At 68.9% G+C, this 15,763-nt stretch carries 12 protein-coding genes; 7 read left to right on the top strand and 5 right to left on the bottom strand.

Going from position 1 to position 15,763, the window contains the following annotated elements:
- Positions 1–32: 32 nt before the first annotated feature.
- Complete coding sequence (gene kduD, locus QWY80_RS17210; protein WP_290234276.1) at positions 33–794, bottom strand: 2-dehydro-3-deoxy-D-gluconate 5-dehydrogenase KduD; 762 nt, start codon at positions 792–794, stop codon at positions 33–35.
- Between the two features lie 16 nt (positions 795–810).
- On the bottom strand, positions 811–1,647 hold the full coding sequence (gene kduI, locus QWY80_RS17205; RefSeq protein WP_290234273.1) for a 5-dehydro-4-deoxy-D-glucuronate isomerase: 837 nt from the start codon (positions 1,645–1,647) through the stop codon (positions 811–813).
- A gap of 210 nt (positions 1,648–1,857) precedes the next feature.
- On the opposite strand from kduI, the gene mgrA reads away from it, so the two are divergent.
- Entirely contained in the window at positions 1,858–2,892 is a 1,035-nt protein-coding gene (mgrA, locus tag QWY80_RS17200; RefSeq protein ID WP_290234271.1) for an L-glyceraldehyde 3-phosphate reductase, read from the top strand.
- A 23-nt stretch (positions 2,893–2,915) separates the two neighbouring features.
- On the opposite strand, the gene QWY80_RS17195 is transcribed toward mgrA, so the two are convergent.
- The 3 genes from QWY80_RS17195 to QWY80_RS17185 form a co-directional block, all read right to left on the bottom strand.
- The gene (locus QWY80_RS17195) at positions 2,916–4,757 is read right to left on the bottom strand and encodes an ABC transporter ATP-binding protein (protein WP_290234269.1); all 1,842 of its coding nucleotides are present in this window, start codon (positions 4,755–4,757) and stop codon (positions 2,916–2,918) included.
- Positions 4,758–4,871: 114 nt separating this feature from the next.
- On the bottom strand, positions 4,872–6,602 hold the full coding sequence (locus QWY80_RS17190) for a peptidoglycan DD-metalloendopeptidase family protein (protein WP_290234266.1): 1,731 nt from the start codon (positions 6,600–6,602) through the stop codon (positions 4,872–4,874).
- A 214-nt stretch (positions 6,603–6,816) separates the two neighbouring features.
- On the bottom strand, positions 6,817–7,665 hold the full coding sequence (locus QWY80_RS17185; RefSeq protein ID WP_290234264.1) for a pirin family protein: 849 nt from the start codon (positions 7,663–7,665) through the stop codon (positions 6,817–6,819).
- Between the two features lie 100 nt (positions 7,666–7,765).
- Here QWY80_RS17185 and QWY80_RS17180 point away from each other — a divergent pair, with 100 nt between their 5' ends.
- The 6 genes from QWY80_RS17180 to QWY80_RS17155 all read left to right on the top strand — a co-directional run bounded on the left by QWY80_RS17180 (position 7,766) and on the right by QWY80_RS17155 (position 15,711).
- On the top strand, positions 7,766–8,680 hold the full coding sequence (locus tag QWY80_RS17180) for a LysR family transcriptional regulator (protein ID WP_290234261.1): 915 nt from the start codon (positions 7,766–7,768) through the stop codon (positions 8,678–8,680).
- Between the two features lie 98 nt (positions 8,681–8,778).
- Complete coding sequence (locus QWY80_RS17175) at positions 8,779–9,792, top strand: glutathione S-transferase family protein (RefSeq protein ID WP_290234260.1); 1,014 nt, start codon at positions 8,779–8,781, stop codon at positions 9,790–9,792.
- Between the two features lie 34 nt (positions 9,793–9,826).
- On the top strand, positions 9,827–10,702 hold the full coding sequence (gene hslO, locus QWY80_RS17170) for an Hsp33 family molecular chaperone HslO (RefSeq protein ID WP_290234258.1): 876 nt from the start codon (positions 9,827–9,829) through the stop codon (positions 10,700–10,702).
- A gap of 329 nt (positions 10,703–11,031) precedes the next feature.
- The gene (locus QWY80_RS17165; RefSeq protein WP_290234256.1) at positions 11,032–12,585 is read left to right on the top strand and encodes a phosphoenolpyruvate carboxykinase; all 1,554 of its coding nucleotides are present in this window, start codon (positions 11,032–11,034) and stop codon (positions 12,583–12,585) included.
- Positions 12,586–12,725: 140 nt separating this feature from the next.
- On the top strand, positions 12,726–13,223 hold the full coding sequence (gene msrB, locus QWY80_RS17160) for a peptide-methionine (R)-S-oxide reductase MsrB (protein ID WP_290234252.1): 498 nt from the start codon (positions 12,726–12,728) through the stop codon (positions 13,221–13,223).
- Positions 13,224–13,359: 136 nt separating this feature from the next.
- Positions 13,360–15,711, top strand: a complete 2,352-nt coding sequence (locus QWY80_RS17155; protein WP_290234251.1) for a Tex family protein — start codon at positions 13,360–13,362, stop codon at positions 15,709–15,711.
- Positions 15,712–15,763: the final 52 nt, after the last annotated feature.

Below are 15,763 nucleotides of genomic sequence, written 5' to 3'. Positions count from 1 at the left end.
TCCTGCGTTGTCGATGGGGTGACGCAAGGCGCTCACCGCGCCAGCCAGCCGCCGTCGACGGCGAGGGTATGGCCGTGAACGTAGTCCGAGGCGGATGAAGCCAGGAACACCGCGGCGCCGGCCAGGTCCTCGGGGTCGCCCCAGCGACCGGCCGGGATCCGGCCCAGGATCTCGCGGCTGCGCTCGGGGTCGTTGCGCAGGGCCTCGGTGTTGTTGGTGGCCATGTAGCCGGGGGCGATGGCATTGACGTTGATGCCGCGGGCGGCCCACTCGTTGGCCATCAGGCGGGTCAAGCCCAGCACGCCGCTCTTGGAGGCGGTGTAGGAGGGCACCCGGATGCCGCCCTGGAAGGACAGCATGGAGGCGATGTTGATGATCTTGCCTCGGCGCTGGCCGTCGATGCAGGAGCGGGCGAAGGCCTGGGAGAGGAAGAACAGGCTCTTGAGGTTGACGTCCAGGACGTCGTCCCAGTCCTGCTCGGTGAACTCCAGGGTGTCGGAACGACGGATGATGCCGGCGTTGTTGACCAGGATGTCGGCGCCGCCGAAGCGCTCCTCGGCCTGAGCCAGGATGTCGTCGATCGGCGCCGTGCTGGCCAGGTCGGCGTCAACGGCCAAAAAGCCCACGCCCAGCGCCTCGACGCGACGCCGGGTCTCCTCGGGGGCACGGCGGTTGACCGCGACGATGTTGCAGCCGGCAGCGGCCAGGCCCAGGGCCATGCCCTGGCCCAGGCCGGTGTTGCAGCCGGTGACGATGGCGGTCTTGCCGCTCAGGTCGAAAAACGATGCACTCATGGGTCCTCCTCGCGGCTCAGCGCAGGTCCGCCATTGCGACATGGTCCATGTCGGGGAAGGTCTGGTTCTCGCCGACCATGGCCCAGATGAAGGTGTAGCTGCCGGTGCCCACGCCGGAGTGCAGCGACCAGCTCGGCGACAGCACCGCCTGGCGGTTGCGCACCACCAGGTGCCGGGTCTCCTGCGGCTCGCCCATCATGTGGAAGACCAGGTTGTCGTCGGCCATGTCGAAGTAGAAGTAGGCTTCCATGCGCCGCTCATGGGTATGGCAGGGCATGGTGTTCCAAAGGCTGCCTTCCTCGAGTCGGGTCATGCCCATCAGCAGCTGGCAGGTGGGCAGCACGTCCGGCACCAGGAACTTGTAGATGGTGCGCTTGTTGCTGTTGGCAGCGTCACCCAGGGTCTGGGGCGAGGCGTCCTCCAGGGTCACCTTGCGCGTCGGGTGGGCCTGATGGGCCGGGGCGCAGGCCATGTAGAAGGCCGCCGGGTTGGTCGGGTCCCCGCTCTCGAACTGGACATCGCGGCTGCCCTTGCTGATGTACAGGCCTTCGTGGGTGCCGATCTCGTGGCGGGTGCCGTCAATGACGATCGCACCGGGGCCGCCGATGTTGATGGTGCCGAGCTCGCGGCGCTCGAGGAAGTAGTCGGTGCCGGTCTGCTTGCCGAGCGAGTCTGGGATAGTGACGGGCTCGTTCACCGGCAGGGCGCCGCCGATGATGATGCGATCGATATGGCTGTACACCAGCTTGAGCTGGTCAGCGACGAACAGCTCCTCGATCAGGAACTGATCGCGCAGGCCCTGAGTATCCAGGGTCTTGGCGTGTTCACTGTGGATTGCTTGACGAATCTCCATGGGTCCTCCAGAACCTTTGGTCTCACAAAAGTAAAACGAAGGTTCAAAATATCATCACCAAGGTTTCGCTTCAACCTCGGAGGGCTGAACTCGTCCGGCGTCGACGACTGGTCGGGAGAGATGGTGGAACGTGACGTGAGTCCACGGTTTGGCTTGCCGGGCTGGGTGCGCATAATGGGCCTTCAGCCATCGATCGAGAGGGATATCTCCATGAGCTATGCGTCGGCGGAAGATCGCTACGAACGCATGCCCTATCGTCGCTGCGGACGCAGCGGGCTGAAGCTGCCCGCGCTCTCGCTGGGCCTGTGGCAGAACTTCGGCGAGAATGCCCGGGTCGACACGGCACGGGCGATCTGCCGCACCGCCTTCGACCACGGCATCACCCACTTCGACCTGGCCAACAACTATGGGCCGCCGCCCGGTAGCGCCGAGGCGTTCTTCGGCCGCCTGCTCAAGCAAGACTTCGCCGGCCTGCGCGACGAGCTGGTGATCTCCACCAAGGCCGGCTACTACATGTGGCCGGGGCCCTACGGCGAGTGGGGCAGCCGCAAGTACCTGCTCTCGAGCCTCGACCAGAGCCTGAAGCGCCTGGGGGTCGACTACGTCGACGTCTTCTACTCCCACCGCTTCGACCCCGAGACGCCGCTGGAGGAGACCATGGGCGCCCTGGACCAGGCGGTACGCCAGGGCAAGGCGCTGTACGTCGGCATCTCGTCCTACAATGCCCAGCGCACCCGCGAGGCGGTGGCGATCCTGCGCGAGCTGGGCACGCCCTGCCTGATCCACCAGCCCAGCTACTCCATGCTCAACCGCTGGATCGAGGACGACGGCCTGCTGGACGCCCTGGACGAGTTGGGCATGGGCTCCATCGTCTTCTCGCCGCTGGCCCAGGGGCTGCTGACCGGCAAGTACCTGGACGGGGTGCCACAGCAGAGCCGGGCGGCCCGCGAGGGTAGCCTGCGGCCGGAACACCTCTCGGCGGAGAATCTCGAGCATGTGCGGGCGCTGAACGCCATCGCCGAGCGTCGCGGTCAGAGCCTGGCGCAGATGGCCATCGCCTGGGTGCTGCGCCACACGCGCGTGACCTCGGCATTGATCGGGGCGAGCCGTCCCGAGCAGGTCGTCGATTGCCTGGGCGCCCTGGCGCGTCTCGACTTCTCCGATGCCGAGCTGGCGGAGATCGATCGTCATGCGGTGGAGGGCGGCATCAACCTCTGGGCGGCCTCGGCGGAGCGCCCGGCCTAGGGGGCGTGCCTGACCCGGCCCCGTCAGCGGTAGCCGCGCGCCTGCAGCCGGAACAGCCGCGCATAGCGGCCGTTGGCGGCGAGCAGGCTTGCGTGGTCGCCGCGCTCGAGGATCTCGCCGCCGTCGATCACCAGGATCTGGTCGGCGGCGCGCACCGTGGAGAAGCGGTGCGAGATGAGGAGGGTCATCTTGTCGTGGCCGTGGTCGCGGAAGTCGGCGTAGACCTCCGCCTCGGCGGCGGCGTCCATGGCCGCGGTGGGCTCGTCCAGCACCAGGATGTCGGCGCCCTGGCGCATGTAGGCCCGTGACAGGGCGATCTTCTGCCACTGGCCGCCGGAGAGTTCCTGGCCGCCCTTGAACCAGCGTCCCAGCTGGGCGTGATAGCCGTCGGGCAGGTCGCGGATGAAGGCATCGGCGAGCCCCCGGCGGGCGGCCTCCTGCCAGCGTGACTCGTCCGCGAAGGCGGCCACATCGCCGGCCCCCAGGTTCTCGCCGACCTTGAGCTGGTAGCGCACGAAGTCCTGGAAGATCACCCCGATGCGTCGCCGTAGGGCGCCGGCGTCCCAGTCGCGCAGGTCGCTGCCGTCGAGCAGGATGCGCCCCTCGCTCGGCTCGTAGAGCCGGGTCAGCAGCTTGATCAGGGTGGTCTTGCCCGAGCCGTTGGCGCCCACCAGGGCCAGGCTCATGCCCGGTTCGAGGTGCAGCGAGATGCCCGACAGCGCCGGGCGTTCGGCGCCGGGATAGGTGAAGCCCACGCCCTCGAAACGGATACCGTCGCCGGGCACGGCGCCTTGCCGGAGGTGCCCCGGCTCGGGCGGCGTCGGCTGCTCCAGGTACTCGTAGAGGTTGGAGAGGTAGAGGTTGTCCTCGTACATGCCGCCGATGGCGGTGAGGCACGACGAGAGCGCGGCCTGCCCCTGCTTGAACACCATCAGGTACATGGTCATCTCGCCCAGGGTTAGGCCACCGGTGATGGTCGCTACTACCACCCAGGCGTAGGCGCCGTAGAAGGCCAGGGTACCCAGCAGGCCGAGCAGGAAGCCCCAGGTCTCGCGACGCAGCGTCAGGCTCCGCTCCTCGCCGTAGAGGGTGTCGAAGATTCCCCGGTAGCGCTCGAGCAGCAGGGGCTCCAGGCCGAACAGCTTGACCTCCTTGATGCTGTCCTCGCGGGCCAGCACCGTCTCCAGGTACATCTGCATGCGGGTCTGGGGCGAGCGCCAGCGGAACAGTCGGAAGGCATCGCCGGAGAACTTGGCCTCGGAGAGGAAGGCCGGCAGGGCGCCGACCGCCAGGATCAGCAGCGCCAGGGGCGAGAACTGCACCAGCAGCACGGCGAAGCTGGCCAGGGAGATGCCGTGCTGGGCCAGGGAGAAGGTCTTGTTGACCAGGCCCAGGGGGCGGGTCGAGGCCTCGCGCCGGGCCCGGGTCAGCTTGTCGTAGAACTCCGAATCCTCGAACTGGGCCAGCGACAGCGTGCCGGCCTTCTCGAGGATCATCACGTTGACCTTCTGGCCGAGCAGGGCGCGCAGCAGCGCCTGCTGGGCCGAGAGCGCGCGCTGCGCCAGGGCGATGGTGGCGATCACCCCGGCCTCGGCCAGCACGTAGCGCAGCACCGGCCACCACGCCACGCTGCCCGTCTCGGCGTGGCGCTCCATGGCGGCCACCACGGCGTCGACGATCAACTGGCCGAGCCAGGCCGCCACCGCCGGCAGCACCCCGGCCACCAGGGTGGCGAGTGCCAGCCCCACCGTCAGGGCGCGCGAGGTCTGCCATACCAGCGCCAGCGCCCGGCGGCTGTAGCGGAACACCCCGAGGAAGGCCATCAGGCGGCTCTCGGGGGGTGGGGCGGGGCGAGGGGAACGCATGGGGTGGGCTCCGGGGCGGCATGCCAGGGCGTCACGGCCTGGCGGTCATGCTGTAACTGCTGCGCCCCGCTCGGTGGCGGGGCGCAGTAGGGACAGTGGGTGACGGGGGAATCATCAACCCCCGTCATCGCCCTCGGCGGGCTCGTCGCGGCCTGTCCGGGCCACCACGGCGCCGGTCTCGCCGGACTCCAGGGCGGCCAGCAACGGCTCGGCCTCGCTCTGGAAGGCCAGTAGCGCATCGTCGGTGAGGCTCTTGTTCTCGGGCAGGTCCACCTGCATGGCGTCGACCTGGTTGTTGTTGACCAGGACTTCGTAGTGCAGGTGCGGGCCGGTGCTGCGCCCGGTGTTACCGGAGAGGGCGATGCGCTCGCCCATGGTCACCCGTTCGCCGCGGCTGACCAGCGGCTTGGAGAGATGCAGGTAGCGGGTGCGGTAGCCGTTGTCGTGGCGGATCACGACGTAGCGGCCGGCGGCATAGTGATTGCTGACCTTCTCGACGCGGCCGTCGGCCGGGGCGGTGATCGGGGTGCCGATGGGCATGGCGAAGTCGGTGCCCTTGTGGGGGCTGATGCGGCCGGTGACCGGATGCTTGCGACGCGGGTTGAAGGAGGAGCTCAGCCGGTAGCGGCCCTCGAAGGGGTAGCGGCTGAACGCCGGGTCCAGGCTCTCGCCGTCCGGCGTATAGAAGTTGTTGTCGGCGCTGTTGTGGACCAGCGTCAGGTTCAGGCGCTCGCCCTCGTACTGCACCGCCAGGATGCGTGGATCGAAGCTCTCGCCATCGACGATGTCGGACTCCACCAGCACCTGAAAACGATCGCCGCGACGGGTGTCGCGGCGGAAGTCGAGTTTCTTGCCGAGGACGCGGGTGAGTCGGGATATCTCGGCGCTGGAGAGGCCGGTGGCCTGGGCCGAGCGGGCGAAGCTGCCGCTCACGGTGCCGGCGAACAGGCGCTGGGCGGCTTCGCCGGTGCGCTCGATGGTGGCCACCTCGAAGTTCTCGTTGTCGCGCTCCACGACGAAGCCCTGGCGGGCATCGCGCATCATGCGCAGGGTCAGCAGCTTGCCGCCCTCGTCGAGCTGGTATTCGAAGCGGTCACCGCTACGCCAGCGGGTCAGGGCATGCTGGTCGGGCAGCTCCTCGAGCAGCCGAAGCACCTCGCTGTAGCCGAGTCCCAGGCGGTTCTGGGCCATCACCGCGAAGGTGTCGCCCGACTCGACGGTGTAGGTTTCCCACTCGGGCACATACGGCTCGTTGGCGGCGATCTCCTCCTCGAGGAGGATCGGGCCGTCCTCGAACAGGCTCAGCTCGTCGTCGCTGAAATCGGCGTAGGAGGTGGCGTCGGCCACCAGGCCGCCGTCGTGGTCGAGCATGCCACTGCCGATGGTGCCCAGCACCACCGCGATGTGCACGGCCCCGTCGTCGAGGGTGCCACCCTGGCCGACCAACGGCGTGGTCGGCTCGCCCGAGGCCGTGTCGGCGGGGCGAGTCAGGGCGAGGGGCGTTGACGTGTCCACCGCGGCGCCGGCGTCATCCACCATATCCAGGTCGACGACTTCCGTGGCGGCGAGGCGGGAGAGGGGGACATGGGCGCGGGTGGCGTCCAGTGCCTGGCTGGCCAGTTCGATGGCGTCGCCCACGGGGCTGCGCTCGAAGCTCAGTGAGGGGAGGCCGGGACTGGTGTCGGTATCCAGGGGAACGATCACGGTGTCGAGCGTCTGTTGATCACGCTGGACATCCTGGTAGGTGGTGACGATCTTCTGTGCGCCCAGCACGGTGACCATGGTGGCGACCGGTAACAACAACAACTTGTGCGTGCGGGGCAGCGAATGGAGGATTCGCAGCATGGGTAAATGGCCAGTGAATATAGATAAAGATTAAAAAAAGGCTTCGAAACCATAACCCATGAGCCGGGATATGCCTAGGCTGTATATACATACAGAAATAGCCTCCCGAGCGTGCGCCAGGAGGCCGGAGCGTGATAGAACGCTGTTTGCTAACTACGCATTGGAACCGAGGCGCGCGGGGAAATCAACCCCTGCGTCGGCCGGATAGGGGCACTCAATCGGCGGTGAAGGTGCCGTCGCGGTAGTCGCGCAGGGCCTGTTCGAGCTCGTGCTGGTGGTTCATCACGAAGGGGCCGTAATGGGCGATGGGCTCGCCGTGGGGCGTGCCGGCCAGGAGCAGGGCCTCGCCGGCGCCGCCGCTCAACGCCAGGCGCGAGCCTGGCCCCAGGCGCGCCAGGTGGCCGGCGGGTACCGTGCGGCCACCGATGTCGAGTTCGCCGGCGAAGACGTAGGCCAGCAGGGTCGGGGCATCGACGTCCAGTGCCAGCTCGGCCCCGGCCGCCAGGCGTACATGGGCCACCGCCCCCCGACCGGCCAGGGCGTCCAGGGGGCCCTCGACGCCTTCGCCGTCGGTGCGTCGCCAGTGGCCGCCCAGGGCGATCAGCTCGCTGCCCGCCCCGGCCAGGCGTGGCATCTCCCCGGCGCGCACGTTTCGGTAGGTGGCCGGGGTGAGTTTCTCCGCGGCCGCCAGGTTGATCCATAGCTGGAAGCCATGCAGGCCCTGGCTGTCGGTGAGCGGCATCTCGGAGTGGATGATGCCGCGGCCGGTGTGCATCCACTGGGCGTCCCCGGCGCGGATGGTGCTCGAGTGGCCCAGGTGGTCCTCGTGGGTCAGGCCGCCGTGGATCACGTAGGTCAGGGTCTGCATGCCGCGATGGGGGTGTGGCGGGAAGCCGCCGAGGTAGTCGTCGGGGCGGTCGGAACCCAGTTCGTCGAGCATCAGGAAGGGATCCAGGCCGCCGCCGAAGTCGTGGATGCGGCGGATCTGGACGCCATCGCCATCCTGGCTGGGTTGGCTGGGCTGCAACCGGTCCACCCGGCGGAGCGTGGCGGAGTGGGACATGGCGTGTCTCCTGCGAATTGCACCGTGTGACTGGCATTCTAGGACGCTTTTTTCGAAAATTAAGCGCAACGTTTCGCCTTACACGTTCGAGGAATTCGAAATGTCCCGCGTCACCCTGGCCCAATGGCAGATGCTGGCGGCGGTGGTCGATCACGGCGGCTTCGCCCGCGCCGCCGAGGCGATCCACAAGAGCCCCTCCACCCTCAACCATGCGGTGCACAAGCTCGAGGAGCAGCTCGGCGTGCAGGTCCTGGAGCCGGTGGGGCGGCAGGTGCGCCTCACCGAGGCCGGCGAGCTGCTGCTGCGCCGCGCCCGCCAGCTGATCGAGGGCGCCGCGGCGCTGGAGGACGTGGCCGGCCGCCTGGCCGAGGGGCTGGAGGCCGAGGTGGTGCTGGCGGTCGACCAGGTCTTCCCGCCCGATGCCCTGGCCTGCGCCCTGGAGACCTTCTCCGCGGCCTATCCCCATGTGCGCGTCCAGCTCCACGAGACGGTGCTCAACGGCGGCATCGAGATGCTCTACGACGGCAGCGCCGACCTGGTGATCTCGGGGCTCTCCGCCCAGGGCTTCCTCGGCGAGTCGCTGGTCATGGTGCGCTTCGTGGCGGTGGCCCACCCCGAGCATCCCCTGCACCGGTTGGGGCGACCGCTGGACCTGCGCGACCTGGTGCAGCATCGCCAGTTGGTGGTGCGTGACTCGGCGCTGCGCCAGTCCATGGATTCCGGCTGGCTCAAGGCCGAGCAACGCTGGACCCTGAGTCACCTGGGGACCTCCATCGACATGCTGGAGCGCGGCCTGGGCTTCGCCTGGTTGCCCGAGACCCGCATTCGCGGGGCCCTGGCGGCCGGTCGCCTGGTGGCGCTGCCGCTCACCGCCGGGGGGCTGCGCGAGATCCCGGTGCAGCTGATCCACCGCGACCGCGACCGCGCGGGGCCGGCCACCCGTGCCCTGGCCGAGGCCCTGGCGAGGGAGGCCCGACGCTGTCCCGCCGGGGATGGATTCGATGGCGTCGAATGATAAGACCCAGAATATGCGCTGAAAGGTCGATCATTTCGCCCTAGGCTAGGGCCAGATCCATTCAGCGAGCGGAAGCATCCGCCAACCGAGGAGGCACCATGGGCCTGTTGATCGACGGCGTCTGGCACGACCAGTGGTACGACACCGACAAGCACGGCGGCGAGTTCGTGCGCGAGTCCGCCCAACTGCGCGACTGGGTGACCCACGATGGCGGGGCCGGCCCGGACGGCCAGCCGGGACGGCCCGCCGAGGACGGCCGCTACCACCTCTACGTCTCCCTGGCCTGCCCCTGGGCACACCGCACCCTGATCCTGCGTCGGCTCAAGGGACTCGAGGGCGTGATCGGCGTCTCCCATGTCAGCCCGCTGATGCTCGACCAGGGCTGGAGCTACCGGGTGGAGGAGGGCTCCAGCGGCGACCCCATCAACGGCATCGACTACCACCGCCAGCTCTATACCCTGACCGACCCCCACTACACGGGCCGCGTCACCGTGCCGGTGCTGTGGGACCGGCAGGAAGGGCGCATCGTCAACAACGAGTCGGCGGAGCTGGTGCGCATCTTCAACGACGCCTTCGACGACCTCACCGGCAACCGCCTGGACCTCTATCCCGAGGACCTGCGCGAGACCATCGAGGCGGTCAATGCCGACGTCTACGACCACATCAACAACGGCGTCTACAAGGCCGGCTTCGCCACCGACCAGCGGGTCTACGAGAAGCACGTGGTGGCGCTGTTCGAGGCGCTGGATCGCATGGAGTCGCGCCTGGCGGAGCACCGCTACCTGGCCGGCGAGTGGCTCACCGAGGCGGACATCCGCCTGTTCACCACCCTGGTGCGCTTCGACGCCGTCTACCACGGCCACTTCAAGTGCAACCTCAGGCGCATCGAGGACTACCCGAACCTCGCGAACTACCTGCGCGAGCTCTACCAGTGGCCGGGCATCGAGGAGACGGTGGACTTCGACCACATCAAGCGCCACTACTACTACAGCCACGACACCATCAACCCCACGCGCATCGTGCCGCGCGGCCCGCTCCTCGACCTGGAGCGTCCCCACGACCGCCAGCGCCTGCCGGGCCAAGGAATCCGCAGGAAGCGATGGGGCTGCTAGAATGCGCCCACGTTCACGACCCGATACGAGCCCCATGTCCGACCAGATCCAGCGTTTCCTCTTCGACGACACCAATGTCCGCGGCGAGCTCGTGGCCCTCGAGCGGGCCTACGCCGAGGTGCTCGACCGCCACGACTACCCGCCGGCGGTCAACCACCTGCTGGGCGAGATGCTCGCCGCCGTGGCGCTGCTCACCGATACCGTGAAGCTCGACGGCACCCTGAGCCTCGAGGTGCGCGGCGACGGGGCCCTCGCCCTGCTGATGGCCGAGTCCAACCCCGGCGGCGAGCTGCGCGCCATCGCCCGGCTGGCCGAAGGCGCCGAGGCGCCCGCCGACGACATCGGCTTCCGCGAGCTGCTCGGCCAGGGCCAGATCATGATCACCCTGGACCCCCGCGAGGGGCACCGCTACCAGGGCATCGTCGCCCTGGAGCACGACAGCCTGGCGGGGTGCCTGGCCGCCTATTTCGCCCAGTCCGAGCAACTGCCCACCCGGCTGTGGCTGGCCGCCGACGGCCAGCATGCCGGCGGCCTGCTGCTGCAGCGCATGCCCGACGAGTCGCGCAACCAGGACCACGACGCCTGGGAGCGCAGCGTCCACCTGGCCGACACCGTCAAGCGCGAGGAGCTGCTGAGCCTGGCGCCGCGCGAACTGCTGCACCGCCTCTACCACGAGGAGACGGTGCGGGTCTTCGAGCCCAAGGCGCTGCGCTTCGGCTGCACCTGCTCGCGGGAGCGCATCGCCGACGCCCTGCTGACCCTGGGCGAGGCGGAACTGCGCCAGGTGCTGGAAGAGCAGGGCGGCATCGAGACCCAGTGCCACTTCTGCCACAGCCGCTACGCCTTCACCGCCGCGGAGATCGAGGCGTTGCTGGCCTCCTCCGACGAGCCGCCCCCCGTGCTGCACTGAACGCCACCTCGGTTGCCGATGACTGGCCCCGCCCGATGGCGGGGCCAGTCGTTAGCGGGCCGGACACCCGTCGGGCTTTCCTTGCTGCGCCGCACAAGAAATCTTGTAGCGAAAATGCCGCATGTTGTAGAAAAACTACATGAATATCGCCTAAAAATGGCGTTTCCCGGGGCAGGCCTTTTTGCCATAATGGCGCGGCCTTCGCGGCGCGATCGCCACCAGAAGACGGGATACCCGCACGGTGCGATCGACCAGCCTCCCCTGGTTTCCGCGTCTCCGACGACGCTCGGCACACGAGAGAGAACACGGCCCACGGCCCAGGAATCGACATGACCACACCCCAAGCTCCCAACGCCCACGTCAACCTCTGCGGCGCCGAACTGATCGAGCGTGCCGTGGCCAGCGGCGAAGGCCGCCTGGCCACCAACGGTGCCCTGGTGGTGAACACCGGCGTGCGCACCGGTCGCTCCCCCAAGGATCGCTTCATCGTCGACGAGCCCTCCACCAGCGAGCGTATCGACTGGGGCAGCGTCAACCGCCCGTTCGACGCCGAGAAGTTCGATGCCCTCTGGGCGCGTGTCGAGGACTACCTGCTGGGCCGTGAGCACTATGTGTCGGAGCTGCACGTGGGCAGCGACCCGGCCCACTACCTGCCGGTACGGGTGGTCACCGAGACCGCCTGGCAGAACCTCTTCGGGCGGACCATGTTCGTGCGCCCCGAGGACTACAACCCGGCCGTCAAGGGCGAGTGGACCATTCTCAACGCGGCCGGCTTCGAGTGTGACCCGGCCCGCGACGGCACCGGCACCGACGGCACCGTGATCATCGACTTCGCCCAGCAGAAGGTGCTGATCGCCGGCATGCGCTACGCCGGCGAGATGAAGAAGGCGATGTTCTCGGTACAGAACTTCCTGCTGCCCGAGGCCGACGTGCTGCCCATGCACTGCAGCGCCAATGTCGGCGAGGATGGCGAGACCTGCCTGTTCTTCGGCCTCTCCGGCACCGGCAAGACCACCCTGTCCGCCGACCCGGCCCGCTACCTGATCGGCGACGACGAGCATGGCTGGGGCCCGGGCACCGTCTTCAACATGGAGGGCGGCTGCTACGCCAAGTGCATCGACCTCTCCGAGAAGAACGAGCCGGTGATCTGGAACGCCATCCGCTTCGGCACCGTGCTGGAGAACGTGGTGCTCGACGACCGCCGCCAGCCCGACTACGCCGACGACAGCCTGACCCAGAACTCCCGGGCCGCCTACCCGCTGGAGCACGTCGACAAGCGAGTGCCCGAGAACCGCGCCGGCGAGCCCAACGCCATCGTCTTCCTGACCTGCGACATGTCCGGCGTGCTGCCGCCGGTCTCGGTGCTCTCCAAGGAGGCCGCCGCCTACCACTTCCTGTCCGGCTACACCGCCAAGGTGGGCTCCACCGAGATGGGCTCCTCCGAGGGCCTGGCGGCGACCTTCTCCACCTGCTTCGGCGCTCCCTTCTTCCCGCGCCCGGCGCGCGAGTACGCCGACCTGCTGATCAAGCGGGTGGCCGAGAAGGACGCCCAGGTCTACCTGGTCAACACCGGCTGGACCGGCGGCGCCTACGGCGAGGGCGGCGCGCGCTTCTCCATCCCCACCACCCGCGCCATCATCCACGCCATCCAGTCCGGCGTGCTGCGCGAAGTGGAGACCAAGCGCCTCGCGGGGCTCAACCTGGACGTGCCCACCGCCGTGCCCGGCGTCGATTCCCGCCTGCTCGACCCCCGCGAGACCTGGGCCGACCCGGCCGCCTATGACCGCCAGCGCCAAGAGCTGGCCGCCAAGTTCGTCGACAACTTCAAGAAGTTCGAGGGCGTCAGCCCGGCCATCGTCCAGGCCGGTCCCGGCCTCACCTGAGGCCGGCGAACCGCCGCGATCGCCGATGGTCACAATGGGGGAAGGGCGCAAGCCCTTCCCCCGTTTCCTCGTGCATCCGGACCCCGGTCGAGGCGTAGGAAGGGTAGCGAGAACCGGGACATCCACCGCGGAGGCTTGTCATGCAACGACGTCATTTCCTGGGACTGCTGGGGGCGGGCGGCCTGGTCGGCCTGGCACCGAAGCTGGCCGGTGCACGCCCCAAGCCGGAGCTCAGTGCCGCCCCCGGGATCGAGCCGCTGGAGCTCAGCGACGCCGAGTGGCGCGAGCGGCTGACCCCCGAGCAGTACGAGATCCTGCGTGAGGAGGGCACCGAGCCGGCCTTCTCCAGTCCGCTGGACAAGGAGACCCGCGAGGGTGAGTACCGCTGCGCCGGCTGCGACCTGCTGCTCTTCACCAGCGCCATGAAGTACGACTCCGGCACCGGCTGGCCCAGCTTCTTCGAGCACGTGGAAGGGCACCTGCTGACCAGCGTCGACTACTTCCTGGTCTTCCCGCGTACCGAGTATCACTGCGCCCGCTGCGGCGGCCACCAGGGCCACGTCTTCGAGGACGGTCCCGAGCCCACCGGCCTGCGCTGGTGCAACAACGGCCTGGCGCTGAGCTTTCATCCGGCATAGCCGGGAGCTGCCCTCCTACGACGCGGTCTTGGCACCTTGACGCGAGGCCACAGGCTGCCTTCCCGCTTACGGCTCCCGGAGCAGCCAGCCTTGTGATACCGTTGCGCGATCTTTCGTTGCTGCCAGTCAGGAAGTCATGGACGCCACCAACCGCATCATCACGCGCCTCGCCGAGGAACTCTCCGTTCGCCCCCAGCAGGTCTCGGCCACGGTCGAACTGCTCGACGGCGGGGCGACCGTGCCCTTCATCGCCCGCTATCGCAAGGAGGTGACCGGCGGGCTCGACGACAGCCAGCTGCGCAGCCTCGAGGAGCGCCTCGGCTACCTGCGCGAACTGGAGGAGCGCCGCGCGACGGTGCTCGCCACCATCGACGAGCAGGGCAAGCTGACGCCCGAGCTCGAGGGACAGATCCGCGCCGCCGACACCAAGCAGCGCCTGGAAGACCTCTACCTGCCCTACAAGAAGAAGCGCCGTACCAAGGCCCAGATCGCTCGCGAGGCGGGGCTCGAGCCGCTGGCCGAGGCGCTGCTCGCCGATCCCACCCTGGAGCCCGAGGCCGAGGCGGCGCAGTACCTTCGCGCGGCCGAGGGCGACATTCCCGCCATCGCGGATGCCAAGGCGGCGCTCGACGGCGCGCGCCAGATCCTGATGGAGCGCTTCGCCGAGGACGCCGAACTGGTCGGCGGCCTGCGCGAGCGGCTGTGGAGCGAGGGCGAACTCTCCGCCCGGTTGATCGAGGGCAAGGAGCGCGAGGGCGCCAAGTTCTCCGACTACTTCGAGCACGACGAGCGGCTCGCCAAGGCGCCGTCGCATCGCGCCCTGGCCATGTTCCGGGGGCGCAACGAGGGAGTGCTCTCCCTGGTGATCCGCCTGCCCGGCGAGGAGGACGCGGCGATTCACCCGGCCCAGGTGACCATCGCCCGCCACTTCGATATCCGCGACGAGGGCCGGCCCGCCGACAGGTGGCTGCGCGACGTGGTGCGCTGGACCTGGCGGGTCAAGCTCTACACCCACCTCGAGACCGAGCTGCTGGGCAGGTTGCGTGAGCGCGCCGAGCAGGAGGCCATCGGGGTGTTCGCCGCCAACCTCAAGGACCTGCTGCTGGCCGCCCCGGCGGGGCAGAAGGCCACACTGGCCATCGACCCCGGCCTGCGCACCGGCTGCAAGGTGGCGGTGGTGGATGCCACCGGCCAGTTCCTCGCGCATGCCACCATCTACCCCCACGCCCCCCGCAACGCCTGGGACGCCTCCCTGGCCGAGCTGGCCAGGCTGGTGGAGAAGCACGACGTGGCGCTGATCGCCGTGGGCAATGGCACCGCCAGCCGCGAGACCGACCGGCTGGCCGGCGACCTGGTCAAGGCCTTCGCCGGCCGGCGTGCGCTGTCGAAGGTGATGGTCAGCGAGGCCGGCGCCTCGGTCTATTCCGCCTCCGAGTACGCCTCCCGCGAACTGCCCGACCTCGACGTCACCATCCGCGGGGCGGTCTCCATCGCTCGCCGCCTGCAGGACCCGCTCGCCGAGCTGGTCAAGATCGAGCCCAAGTCGATCGGCGTGGGCCAGTACCAGCACGACGTCTCCCAGGTGCAGCTGTCGCGCAGCCTGGAGACGGTGATCGAGGACTGCGTGAACGCCGTGGGCGTCGACCTCAACACCGCCTCCAGCGCCCTGCTGTCGCGGGTCGCTGGCCTATCGCCGGCGCTGGCCGAGGCCATCGTCTCCCGCCGCAACGCCGCGGGCGCCTTCACCACCCGCCGTCAGCTCCTCGACGTCAGCCGCCTGGGGCCCAAGACCTTCGAGCAGTGCGCCGGCTTCCTGCGCATCATGGGCGGCGACAATCCACTCGACGCCAGCGCGGTGCACCCCGAGGCCTACCCGCTGGTGGAGCGCATCGCCGAGCGGAGCGGCCGCCCGCTGGCCGGCCTGATCGGCGACAGCGCCACCCTCAAGGCGGTGAAGCCCGCCGACTTCGCCGACGAGCGCTTCGGCGTGCCCACCGTCACCGACATCCTCGCCGAACTCGACAAGCCGGGCCGCGACCCGCGCCCCGAGTTCAAGGCCGCCGAGTTCCGCGAGGGCGTCGAGGATATCAAGGACCTCGAGCCCGGCATGATCCTCGAGGGCAGCGTGACCAACGTCACCCACTTCGGCGCCTTCGTCGACATCGGCGTCCACCAGGACGGCCTGGTGCACATCTCGGCGCTCTCCAGCAAGTTCGTCGAGGACCCGCGTTCGGTGGTCAAGGCCGGCGACATCGTCAAGGTCAAGGTGATGAGCGTGGACCTGGAGCGCGCGCGCATCGGCCTGACCATGCGCCTGGACGACCAGCCGGGCGAGGAGGGCGGCCGGCCACGCCGCACCGGCGAGGGGCCGAAGCGCCAGGGCGGCAAGCCGCCGCGCAAGGGGGACGGCGGTCGCACCGACGGCGGCAAGGACGACCAGTTGGGTGCGCTGGGCGCGGCCCTGCTCAAGGCCAAGAAGGAGCGCTAGTGTCCGCGAGCTACGAGTCGCGAGCCATAGGGGCCAAGCCCGAAGCTTATAG

Source organism: Halomonas ramblicola, assembly GCF_030409215.1.
GTDB lineage: Bacteria > Pseudomonadota > Gammaproteobacteria > Pseudomonadales > Halomonadaceae > Halomonas > Halomonas ramblicola.
Note: the sequence above shows the minus strand (reverse complement) of the source record. Positions and strands in the feature narration are given on the sequence as shown.

What these genes read in the sequence shown, in the direction of transcription:
- QWY80_RS17165 (WP_290234256.1), top strand. Translation starts at nt 11,032, where the DNA reads ATGACCACACCCCAAGCTCCCAACGCCCACGTCAACCTCTGCGGCGCC.
- QWY80_RS17190 (WP_290234266.1), bottom strand. Translation starts at nt 6,602, where the DNA reads ATGCTGCGAATCCTCCATTCGCTGCCCCGCACGCACAAGTTGTTGTTG.
- mgrA (WP_290234271.1), top strand. Translation starts at nt 1,858, where the DNA reads ATGAGCTATGCGTCGGCGGAAGATCGCTACGAACGCATGCCCTATCGT.
- msrB (WP_290234252.1), top strand. Translation starts at nt 12,726, where the DNA reads ATGCAACGACGTCATTTCCTGGGACTGCTGGGGGCGGGCGGCCTGGTC.
- kduI (WP_290234273.1), bottom strand. Translation starts at nt 1,647, where the DNA reads ATGGAGATTCGTCAAGCAATCCACAGTGAACACGCCAAGACCCTGGAT.
- QWY80_RS17185 (WP_290234264.1), bottom strand. Translation starts at nt 7,665, where the DNA reads ATGTCCCACTCCGCCACGCTCCGCCGGGTGGACCGGTTGCAGCCCAGC.
- kduD (WP_290234276.1), bottom strand. Translation starts at nt 794, where the DNA reads ATGAGTGCATCGTTTTTCGACCTGAGCGGCAAGACCGCCATCGTCACC.
- QWY80_RS17180 (WP_290234261.1), top strand. Translation starts at nt 7,766, where the DNA reads ATGTCCCGCGTCACCCTGGCCCAATGGCAGATGCTGGCGGCGGTGGTC.
- QWY80_RS17155 (WP_290234251.1), top strand. Translation starts at nt 13,360, where the DNA reads ATGGACGCCACCAACCGCATCATCACGCGCCTCGCCGAGGAACTCTCC.
- QWY80_RS17175 (WP_290234260.1), top strand. Translation starts at nt 8,779, where the DNA reads ATGGGCCTGTTGATCGACGGCGTCTGGCACGACCAGTGGTACGACACC.
- hslO (WP_290234258.1), top strand. Translation starts at nt 9,827, where the DNA reads ATGTCCGACCAGATCCAGCGTTTCCTCTTCGACGACACCAATGTCCGC.
- QWY80_RS17195 (WP_290234269.1), bottom strand. Translation starts at nt 4,757, where the DNA reads ATGCGTTCCCCTCGCCCCGCCCCACCCCCCGAGAGCCGCCTGATGGCC.